7 protein-coding genes are annotated in these 7,993 nt (G+C 70.4%); 6 read left to right on the top strand and 1 reads right to left on the bottom strand.

Translation table 11 applies throughout. The features are described from left to right. Together MYF83_RS40540 and MYF83_RS40535 are read left to right on the top strand one after the other, a co-directional pair. A partial coding sequence (locus tag MYF83_RS40540; RefSeq protein WP_248966135.1) for an RNA-guided endonuclease InsQ/TnpB family protein occupies positions 1-622 on the top strand: 622 nt, incomplete at its 5' end. A gap of 59 nt (positions 623-681) precedes the next feature. Continuing rightward, on the top strand, positions 682-945 hold the full coding sequence (locus MYF83_RS40535; RefSeq protein WP_248966134.1) for a ribosomal maturation YjgA family protein: 264 nt from the start codon (positions 682-684) through the stop codon (positions 943-945). A 345-nt stretch (positions 946-1,290) separates the two neighbouring features. Here the strand turns inward: MYF83_RS40535 and MYF83_RS40530 are convergent, their stop codons facing one another. Continuing rightward, entirely contained in the window at positions 1,291-1,605 is a 315-nt protein-coding gene (locus MYF83_RS40530; protein ID WP_372500397.1) for an MmcQ/YjbR family DNA-binding protein, read from the bottom strand. 357 nt (positions 1,606-1,962) lie between these two features. Here MYF83_RS40530 and MYF83_RS40525 point away from each other — a divergent pair, with 357 nt between their 5' ends. From MYF83_RS40525 to MYF83_RS40510, 4 genes are all read left to right on the top strand, one after another. Then, positions 1,963-2,595 (top strand): HNH endonuclease family protein, encoded by a 633-nt coding sequence (locus MYF83_RS40525; RefSeq protein ID WP_248966132.1) that lies wholly within the window; start codon positions 1,963-1,965, stop codon positions 2,593-2,595. A gap of 155 nt (positions 2,596-2,750) precedes the next feature. Continuing rightward, a complete protein-coding gene (locus MYF83_RS40520) occupies positions 2,751-3,887 on the top strand; it encodes a GDSL-type esterase/lipase family protein (protein ID WP_248966131.1) in 1,137 nt (378 codons plus the stop codon). A gap of 181 nt (positions 3,888-4,068) precedes the next feature. Next, positions 4,069-5,802: an ABC transporter ATP-binding protein gene (locus MYF83_RS40515; RefSeq protein ID WP_248966130.1), complete on the top strand. Its 1,734-nt coding sequence runs from the start codon at positions 4,069-4,071 to the stop codon at positions 5,800-5,802. A 101-nt stretch (positions 5,803-5,903) separates the two neighbouring features. After that, complete coding sequence (locus MYF83_RS40510; RefSeq protein ID WP_248966129.1) at positions 5,904-7,790, top strand: ABC transporter ATP-binding protein; 1,887 nt, start codon at positions 5,904-5,906, stop codon at positions 7,788-7,790. Positions 7,791-7,993: the final 203 nt, after the last annotated feature.

Below are 7,993 nucleotides of genomic sequence, written 5' to 3'. Positions count from 1 at the left end.
GCCCTGGCTCAGCGACGGCGAGAAACAACACCTGCGCCGACTGGAGAAGAAGTCGGCCCGCCAGCGGCGCACCCGGCATCGTGGTGAGCCGGCCTCGCATCGGTTGGCCCGCACCTACGACCAGATCGCCCGGCTCCGCGCGACAGCCAAGCGCCGAGCCGTCGACTGGCAGCACCAGACCACCACCGAACTCGCCGGCACCTTCAGCGTGGTCGTGGTGGAAGACCTGAAGGTCACGAACATGGTCCGGTCGGCCACCGGCACGGTCGACAACCCCGGCGTGAACGTCGCGCAAAAGACCGGGCTGAACCGCTCGATCGCTGCGGAAGCATGGGGCCGGACGGTCACCCTGCTGGAATACAAGACCTCCGACCGGGGCGGCCAGGTCGTGAAGGTCCCCGCGCGGGGGACCTCGCAGACCTGTCACCAGTGCGGCCACCGTGACCCGGCGGCCCGGGACCAGATCAGGTACGCCTGCGCCAACCCCGCGTGCGGTTGGGTCGGGCATGCCGACACCAACGCCGCGATCAATATCAACAACGCCGTCGGAATGCCGGTGTCAGGACGTGGAGACCTCGGGGCTGCCCAGTCTGCGAAGCGTCAACCCCCGCGCGCCGCTTAACCCCGACGCGACGGGAGAATCTCCGGCCTTCAGGCCGAGGAGGAGTTCAAACGGTTCTGGTGTACACCCTGGTGCTGCTGGTCGCACCGCGGACCCGGCCGGTCATGGCAGCCGCCATCGCGCTGGGCGTGAGCTGGATGATCGAGTTCGCCCAGCTCACAGGCATCCCGGCCGAACTGGCCGCCCGTAGCCTGCCTGCCCGGCTGGTGCTCGGCTCGACCTTCAACCCTCCCGACCTGCTCTGGTACGGCGTCGGCGCGCTCCTCGGCTGGATCGTCCACGCCCGAGTGACCTCACCCACCTCGCCACCCCTGGAAGATTAGACACGGTCGCCCCGACCAGAGCACCCCGGCCGCAGACGGTCGATTCGCACCCCGCGCAGAGGCTCACCGGCTCGCCGCCGTACAGCGGCGCCGATTTCGCCGTACTCCTCCCCGCCGCCGCGGCGCCGGTTTTGTGCGTGCTGGGTCGGGGTGGGGGGACTCGCTGTCAGACCTGGTGGTAGGGCGCCGGCGGCAGCCCGGTCTCCTGGGGGGCGTGCCGAGCGAGCGGCGGTGGACCGGATCGCCCTAGGTGGTAGGGCGCGGACGGGCCAGGTAGCTGGCCCGAGATCTGGTGGGAGGGATGCCCGACTGGGGTGGGAGCTCGGCTTGGGTGGGGTGGCGGGGTTAGTGGCTGGACTCGTGGGCTTCGACCAGGTGTTTGGGGGCGGTCAGGCACCAGGCCTCGGTGACCAGTTCGAACAGCTCGTCGGCGTCGATCTTGTCGAGGTGGACCACGACCCATCCGAACCGGCCCATGGTGAACTGGACCTCGAACACCTCGGGCCGTTCGGCCACCAGAGCCAGCTGCTCCTCGATCGTCGCCTTGAGGCCGACGGTCTCAGTCTGCTCCCACAGGTAGCCGAAGCCCTTTCCGCGCACCTTCAGTGCGGTCCAGCCGCCGCCGTCGGCTTGCTTGACCTCGGGAAGCCTGTCCAGCATCTGGAGGAATTCATCAACGCTCACGCCCATGTCCAACCTCTATCAGAGCCCGCCGACATTTCTCGCGGCCCCCCATGTGCACGGGCGGCGGGCGGTTTCGTCGGCGGGTAACCAGAATTTCACCTGGGCGTACCGGGCCGAGGCGGCCATCGGGGCCCGGCCCGGCGGGGCGTCGGCGCAGGCAGGGGCACCACCCGCTGAGGGCGTTGGCGATGCCCGACGAAGAGCCGCCATATACCTAATCAAACCCTGACATTTCTGGATTTGTCAGAATTCGCGACTGTCCAACTGTCGAGCGGCCCCGTCGGAGACCAGGACCCCCCACCTGGCCGGGGCCGCAGGCAGAAGGGCAGGCTCGTGAAACGAGTCTTCGCCGGCGTGCTCGCCACCCTGACCGGCATCACCCTCACCATCACCCTGACCGCCCAGCCCGCGAGCGCCACCCCGCCCAACATCCCCTCCGCGAGCACGGCCGCCTCCCGCCTGGCCTCGCTCACCGTCGCCGCCGAATCCCACCAGTCGACCTACAACCGCGACCTGTTCCCCCACTGGATCACCATCTCCGGCTCCTGCAACACCCGCGAGACGGTGCTGAAGCGCGACGGTTCCGGCGTCGTGGTCGACTCCGCCTGCGCGTCCACCTCCGGCAGCTGGTACAGCCCCTACGACGGGGCGACCTGGACCGCCGCCTCCGACGTCGACATCGACCACATGGTGCCGCTGGCCGAGGCGTGGCGGTCGGGCGCCTGGGCCTGGACCACCTCGCAGCGCCAGACCTACGCCAACGACCTGGGCGGTCCCGAGCTGTGGGCCGTCACCGACAACGTCAACCAGGCCAAGGGCGACCAGGACCCGAGCACCTGGAAGCCGTCACTGGCCTCCTTCTGGTGCACCTACGCGCGGGCGTGGATCCAGGTCAAGTGGTACTACAGCCTCACCGTGCAGAGTTCGGAGAAGAGCGCGCTGACGACGATGCTCGGCTCCTGCTGACGGCGCCGGCGCGCCCTGTCCTCCAGTGAAGTGCCACCCGGCGGCGGTCCGGCGCGTCCGGCGTCGCCGCGGTGGCGGGCGGGCTCCGCGGCATGCCCTGCGGAGCCCGCGGGAAGGCGGGAGTAATCGGCGGCGGCCGTGAGTTGAGATCTTCCATGACGCTGAACTGGGTGCCACGCCACCGCGCCGCTCCGGCCAGTCCCTATGACGCGCTCGCCTTCGCGTCTTCGCCCCGCTTCGCCGACCAGACGGTCCGGCAGGTGCTGCACCTGCACCGCGGCGGTACGACGTCGCGCCTGCGTCTGAGCAACCTCTTCGGCAAGCAGCCCCTGCTCGTCGGCGCGCTTCGCGTCGCGGCCCACCTCGGCGAGGGCCGCGTCTCGGAGGCGACCGGCACGGTGGTCACCTTCGGCGGCGACACGTCGGTGGAGATCCCCGCGGGCGCGGAGGTCGTGACCGACCCCGTGGAGTTCCCCTTCGACGACGACTTCGAGCTGGCGGTCAGCCTCCATCTCCCCGATGCCACCGGACCGGTCACCGGGCATCCGGCGGCCCTGCAGGCCGGCTACGTGACGCCCGGCGACGCCACCGGCAAGGCCGAGGTCCCCGGGGCGGAGGAGATCACCGCGTTGCACATCGTGACCGGGGTCGACGTGCTGGAACCGGTACGGGACGAGCCGGTCATCGTGGCGTTCGGCGACTCGCTCACCGACGGGGACGGCACGACCCCCGGCGCGAACCAGCGGTATCCCGACCACCTGTCGCGGCGGCTGAAGACTCCCGTGCTGAACATGGGGATCGCCGGCAACAGGCTGCTGCGCGACGGTTTCGGGGAGGCGGGCCTGTCGCGGTTCCAGCGGGACGCGCTGGAGGTCCCGGGCGTCACGCACGTCATCGTCGAGCTGGGCATCAACGACATCGGGCTCGCCGCGGTGTACGACCTTCCCCGGCCCGCGGCCGACGATCTCATCGAGGGCCTCACCTCGCTGGCCCGGCAGGCCAGGGCGGCGGGAGTCGTTCCGGTCGGGGCGACGCTCCCGCCGTTCGAGGGCACCGTGTTCCCCGGGTACTACACCGAGGAGGGCGACCGGACCAGGGGCGCGGTGAACGCGTGGGTGCGGCGCACGCCGGAGTTCGCCGCCGTGCTGGACATCGACGCCGCCCTTCGCGACCCCCGGCGGCCGTCGTCCTACCGGGCCGATCTGGACACCGGCGACCACCTGCACCCGAGCGACGCCGGTGCCGCCGCCATCGCCGCGGCCATCGACCCGGCCGTGTTCGGCGGCGCCTGACATCCGGCCCGCGCTTGACTTCGGCCCGCGCCTGACCTCGGCCCGCGCCTGACCTCGGCCCGCGCCGGGCACAGGCCCGGAGCCGGTGGCGACTTATTCGGCGGCCATGACCTACATCGTCCTATAGCGTGTTCCGCGTGATTCCGACCTCCCGCCACGCCGCCTCTGACGGTGCCCGCCCATGCTGAGCCGGCTGCTTCGCACCTACCTGCGGCCCCACTCGGCCGCGCTGATCGCCGTGGTGCTGTTCCAGCTGGTCGGCACCATCGCCTCGCTGTACCTGCCCAGCCTGAACGCCGACATCATCGATCAGGGCGTCGCCACCGGCGACACCGGCTACATCCTGTCCGCCGGCGGCTGGATGCTGGCGGTGTCGCTCGTGCAGATCGCCTGCTCGATCGCGGCGGTGTACTACGGGGCCCGCGTGGCGGCGGGGTTCGGACGGGACGTCCGGTCGGCCGTCTTCCACCAGGTGGGCGGGTTCTCCGCCCGGGAGGTCGCCCAGTTCGGAGCGCCTTCGCTGATCACCCGCAGCACCAACGACGTGCAGCAGATCCAGATGCTGGTGGTGATGACCTGCACGATGCTGGTCGCCGCGCCGATCATGGGCTTCGGCGGCATCATCATGGCGTTGCGGCAGGACATCGGCCTGTCCTGGCTCATGCTTGTCTGCGTTCCCGCGCTGCTGATCTCGATCGGCATGATCGTCTCACGCATGGTCCCCCAGTTCCGGGAGATGCAGACCCGCATCGACGAGGTCAACCAGGTGCTGCGCGAGCAGCTCTCCGGCATCCGCGTCGTGCGGGCCTTCGTCCGGGAACGCGAGGAGACCCGCAGGTTCGCCCGGTCGAACGAGGCGCTGACCGGGACCGCGCTGCGCGTCGGGCGGCTGACCGCGCTCATCTTCCCCACCGTGATGCTGATCCTGAACGCCTCCAGCGTCGCCGTGCTCTGGTTCGGCGCCGCCCGGGTGGACGGCGGTGAGATGCGGATCGGCGCCCTCACCGCGTTCCTCATGTACCTGATGCAGATCCTCACCTCGATGATGATGGCGACCTTCATCTCGATGATGATCCCGCGCGCCGCCGTCTGCGCCGAGCGCATCGGCGAGGTGCTGGACACCGAATCGTCGGTGCGCCCGCCGGAGGACCCGGTGCGGCAGGTGCGCAGCCACGCCGAGCTGGAGATGCGTGACGTCGAGTTCCGCTACCCGGGCGCGGCGGCGCCGGTGCTGTCCGGCATCTCGTTCCGTGCCGTCGCGGGACGGACCACCGCCGTCATCGGCAGCACCGGGTCGGGTAAGACGACGCTGGTGTCCCTGGTGCCCCGGCTGTTCGACGCCACATCGGGCAGCGTGTCGGTCGACGGCGTCGACGTCCGCGACCTCGACCCCCAGATGCTCTGGACGCGCATCGGCCTGGTGCCGCAGAAGCCGTACCTGTTCAGCGGCACCGTCGCCAGCAACCTGCGCTACGGCAACCCCGAGGCCACCGACGAGGAGCTGTGGGAGGCGCTGGAGGTCGCCCAGGCCCGCGACTTCGTCGAGGCGATGCCCGAGGGCCTGGCGGCGCCCATCACGCAGGGCGGCACGAACGTGTCCGGCGGGCAGCGGCAGCGGCTCTCGATCGCCCGCGCTCTGGTCAGCAAGCCTGAGATCTACCTGTTCGACGACTCGTTCTCGGCCCTGGACCTGGCCACCGACGCCCGGCTGCGCGCCGCCCTGCGCCCGCACATCGCCGAGGCCGCCGTCGTCATCGTCGGCCAGCGGGTCTCGACCATCGCCGACGCCGACCAGATCATCGTCCTGGACGACGGCGTGATCGTCGGCATCGGCACCCATGACGAGCTGCTGGACTCCTGTCCGACCTACCTCGAGATCGTCGAGTCCCAACTGACCGCGGAGAGCGCAGTATGAGCGACCGGCCCATGGCACCCACGCGCCCGCGCCCGCCCGCGGGGGGCGGCGGCTTCGGGCGAGGGCCCTTCGGGGGCGCCGGGATGCCCGCGGAGAAGTCGATGACCTTCGGGCCCTCCACCCGGCGGCTGATCCGGCGCCTGGACCCCGAACGACCGAAGATCCTCGCCGTGATCGGCCTCGCCGTGACCAGCGTGGTGTTCGCCGTCATCGGGCCGAAGATCCTTGGCCGCGCGACCGACCTGATCTTCAGCGGCGTGGTCGGCAGGCAGTTGCCCACCGGGACGACGGCGGAGCAGGCGGTCCAGGCCGCCCGCGCGTCGGGCAACGACAACTTCGCCGAGATGCTGGCGCGGATGGACGTCGTCCCCGGCCACGGGATCGACTTCGGCGCGCTGGGCACGACCCTGTCGTGGGCCCTCGGACTATACGTCGCCGCGTCGATCTTCAGCTGGCTGCAGGGCTACCTGCTGAACGACGTGACGCAGCGCACCGTGTTCCGGCTGCGGGCGGACGTCGAGGACAAGCTGAACCGGCTCCCGCTGAAGTTCTTCGACGGCCAGCCGCGCGGCGAGCTGCTCAGCCGGGTGACCAACGACATCGACAACGTCTCCCAGACCCTGCAGCAGACGCTGAGCCAGTTGCTGACCTCGCTGCTGACGGTGGTCGGCGTGCTGGTGATGATGTTCGTGATCTCACCGCTGCTCGCGGTGATCGCCCTGGTGACCATCCCGCTCTCGATGGTCGTCACCGGGTTCGTCGCCAAGCGCTCGCAGAAGCTGTTCGTCGCGCAGTGGGCCCACACCGGCACTTTGAACGCCCACATCGAGGAGGCGTTCACCGGCCATGAGCTGGTGAAGGTGTTCGGACGCCGGCCGGAGGTCGAGGAGGTGTTCCGGGAGCGGAACGAGGAGCTGTTCAAGGCGAGTTTCGGCGCCCAGTTCATCTCCGGGGTCATCATGCCGATGATGATGTTCATCGGGAACCTCAACTACGTCGCGATCGCCGTCGTCGGAGGCATACGGGTCGCCACCGGGGCGATGAGCCTGGGCGACGTCCAGGCGTTCATCCAGTACTCCCGGCAGTTCACCCAGCCGCTGACCCAGGTCGCCTCGATGGCCAACCTGCTGCAGTCGGGAGTGGCGTCGGCCGAGCGGGTCTTCGAGCTGCTGGACGCCGAGGAACAGGCCCCCGACGCCGCGGACGCGGTGCTGCCCGCTGCTCGGCGGGGGCGGGTCGAGTTCGAGCACGTGTCCTTCCGCTACAACCCCGACCAGCCTCTCATCGAGGACCTGTCGCTGGTGGCCGACCCCGGGCACACGATCGCGATCGTCGGCCCGACCGGCGCGGGCAAGACCACGCTGGTCAACCTGATCATGCGCTTCTACGAGCTGGACGCCGGCCGCATCACCCTCGACGGCGTCGACATCACCGCGATGCGCCGCGACGACCTGCGCTCGAACATCGGCATGGTGCTCCAGGACACCTGGCTGTTCGGCGGCACCATCCGCGACAACATCGCCTACGGCAATCCCGCGGCCACCGACGAGCAGATCCACGCCGCCGCGCGGGCCACGTTCGTCGACCGGTTCGTGCGCACTCTGCCCGACGGCTACGACACCGTGATCGACGAGGAGGGGAGCAACGTCAGCGCCGGTGAGAAGCAGCTGCTGACCATCGCCCGGGCGTTCCTCGCCGACCCGTCGCTGCTCATCCTCGACGAGGCCACCAGCTCGGTCGACACCCGGACCGAGGTGCTGGTGCAGCACGCGATGGCCGCGCTGCGCAGCGACCGCACCAGCTTCGTGATCGCCCACCGGCTGTCCACGATCCGCGACGCCGACCTCATCCTGGTGATGGACGGCGGAAGCATCGTCGAGCACGGCACCCACGAGGAGCTGCTCGCCGCCCGGGGCGCCTACCACCGGCTGTACTCCGCGCAGTTCAGCGGCGCCCTGGTCCCGGCCGACGACGGGACGGCCGGGTAGGCCGCTCGACGCTCCGCGCCCCCGGAGGCCCCGAGGCGGGTCGAACCTCTCGCCAGGCGGTTCGCGGGCGCACGGATGACGCGAAGCCGGCGTTCCGCGGGGCCGGGTCAGGACAGCATGTCCGTCGCGATCGTCCACAGCCGGCGTTGCCGGGATCCAGGGCGAAGGGGGCGACGCCGCCGCCCGGGGCGCAGCCGCCACAG

Source organism: Sphaerisporangium perillae, from assembly GCF_023276435.1.
GTDB lineage: Bacteria > Actinomycetota > Actinomycetes > Streptosporangiales > Streptosporangiaceae > Sphaerisporangium > Sphaerisporangium perillae.
The sequence above is the reverse complement of the archived record's forward strand: the minus strand, read 5'-3'. Positions and strand labels throughout refer to the sequence as shown.